The 2,456-nt window shown below is 46.2% G+C and carries 3 protein-coding genes and 1 pseudogene; all 4 read right to left on the reverse strand.

The window, feature by feature from the left end:
• The coding region (locus tag AB2J24_RS19765; RefSeq protein WP_367386798.1) for a hypothetical protein at positions 1–371 on the reverse strand (371 nt) is incomplete at its 3' end.
• 7 nt (positions 372–378) lie between these two features.
• Positions 379–1,612, reverse strand: a pseudogene (locus AB2J24_RS19770) (IS91 family transposase).
• A gap of 11 nt (positions 1,613–1,623) precedes the next feature.
• Entirely contained in the window at positions 1,624–1,785 is a 162-nt protein-coding gene (locus tag AB2J24_RS19775) for a hypothetical protein (protein ID WP_367386799.1), read from the reverse strand.
• On the reverse strand, positions 1,772–2,456 hold a 685-nt coding region (locus tag AB2J24_RS19780; protein WP_367386800.1), incomplete at its 5' end, for a tyrosine-type recombinase/integrase. The genes AB2J24_RS19780 and AB2J24_RS19775, both read right to left, overlap by 14 nt.

The raw sequence follows: 2,456 nt of genomic DNA on the forward strand, positions 1-2,456 counted from the left end.
GTATGTTTCCGGATGCCCTTGCGTGATTTTTCAGCACTGGTAATCATTCTCCGTTGGCGCCGGGAAACGTCCAATGGAGGAAATCGCGGGAATTTTGGTTTGGATTTTCCGCTTGTTTTATCTATGGGGATTTCAGGTTTTTGATTGGAGTGTTTAAGCTGGGACATTGGTGCGTTGTCGACCACTGATGTTCTGTGATCCATTACCTGTACAGCGGCCTTGGTTATATTTTGCCCATTTGTGACGCTGATTTGACAGATTGCTTGAGCAAGTTCTGTCTGATTACTGATTTTAGGCGATAGAGGACTTATGCCGTCCGCCATCGCCTGACAGCCAATTCTTACTGGAATGATGTTTGTGTGTTGCATCATATGTATCTCATGAGTTCTTCTTTCCCCCTCTTGGCGGCGGCCAATATTTTGGTTGTTGCCCGCGTTCAAAAGTTTCAATGATGAGCATGATCCCTCCACAACAAGGGCAGGTATTTTACTTTTGCTCTGGCTGAGCCGTATCTTGTGCCACCTTCTCCTCAGGTTTGTTTGGGTGGCGTAATTGTGGCCGGATATGATCGATATTGTTCTTACGCTTCTGACTGGCAAACAGGCCAGTATGACGAATGCGGTGAAAGCCCCTCTCGGCGGTAAAACCGCCTGCCGGTCAATGGATGCGGCAGGACATGAATAAGAAAACGGCTGATGAACTCATGCGCGGTGAGCGTCACTACCTTTTGGCGGGGACCTTCTTTACTGCGATAATCTTTCCATTTAAACGTGACACTGCTGTTGTCCATCTTAATCAATCGACTATTGGATATGGCAACCCTGTGAGTATAACGCGATAGATACGCCAAGACGGCCTCTGGACCTGCAAAGGGTTGTTTAGCATAGATAACCCAATCCGACTTTTGGTGCGGTTTGAGGAAATCGGTAAAGGCATTGATATCTGACAGGCTAGCATGCTTACCAAAGAATTTGAGCTTACCTGTTTTATGCGCCACCATAAGCTGTTCCAAAAACAATCGCCTGAACAACCTTGAAAGAACACGCACGGATAGAAAGAACCCAGGCCTGCATGATATCCATTGGCCTTCATCGTTTAAACCACCTCCGGGCACAATCATATGAATATGCGGGTGATGGCTCATTGAACTGCCCCATGTGTGGAGTACAGATGTCATGCCAATCTTTGCACCCAGATGTTTTTTGTCTTCTGCAATAGTCAGCATCGTCTTGGATGAGACTTTAAACAGCAGATCATAGACCACTGCTTTGTTCTGGTAGGCGATATCAGCGATGGCCGCAGGTAATGTGAAGACCACATGATAATAAGGTACATCCAGTAAATATGATTGTTGTGCTTCCAGCCATTTACGTGCTGTAGCACCCTGACACTTGGGGCAATGACGATTACGGCAGGAATTATAGGCAATGATACTATGGGAGCAATCGGCACAGCGTTCCACATGACCGCCAAGCTCTGCCGTGCGACAATGCTCGATAGCCGACATGACCTTCATCTGACCAAGACTTATGTGACCCGCATTCGTTTTACGCCAATGCGCACCATGCTCACGAAAGATATCCGCAACTTCCAATTTGGAAGACACAAGGATGTATCAGACCATTAGATAGGTATCTCATCCAGATGGCCAGATGCTGTAATTCTATCCAGCGGGCTCATCACTGAACTGATGGTTCGTGTTGCCACTTGTGTATAAAGTGCTGTCGTATCCAACTTGGCATGACCCAGCAGCACTTGAATGACACGGATATCAACATCCTCCACTTAGCCCATTGTTTGGTTTATATGCCTTCCAATAATCGCGCAGCAATATTAGTAATTGCGGAGATAACATCACGTATCGATCTTTACACCCTTTGCCTTGTTCCACACGGATGAGCATGCGAGTGCTGTCAATATCAGCTGGTTTTAGCGAAAGAACTTCAGATGCTCGAAGGCCAGCACCATAGACAATTGAAAGAGCAGCTTTATACTTCAAACTAGGTGCGGCTTCTAAGAACCGAGCCACTTCTTCGGGACTTAGAAGCACAGGTAACTTTCTCGGTTGCGGCACAAATGGCAATACCTTCACAACATCATCACGCCCAAGCATGGTGACAAACAAAAACCGTAAGGCTGACATTGTTGCATTGATCTTTGTGGGAGACGAACCATTCTTGGCCATATGAAGGTGATAGCGGCGCAGGTCTTCATTACTGGCATTATCTGGGGAACATCCTAAAAACACCGCCAATTGTTCTACACAACGTAGATAATCTGTTCGCGTCTTCTCAACAAATGAACGCAGACACATATCCTCAACCATTCGCTGACGAAGCGGTCTGACCTTAGGATTAGTTATTGGGTTAGTGGAAACTGTGCGTTCTGTAATATTGGTATGCATGACAATACTCCTGTCTGATATGAGGTTAAACACCTCAATCATCAGGAAAATC

The organism is Lentilitoribacter sp. EG35 (assembly GCF_040784015.1).
In the GTDB taxonomy this organism is placed as follows: Bacteria; Pseudomonadota; Alphaproteobacteria; order Rhizobiales; family Rhizobiaceae; genus Lentilitoribacter.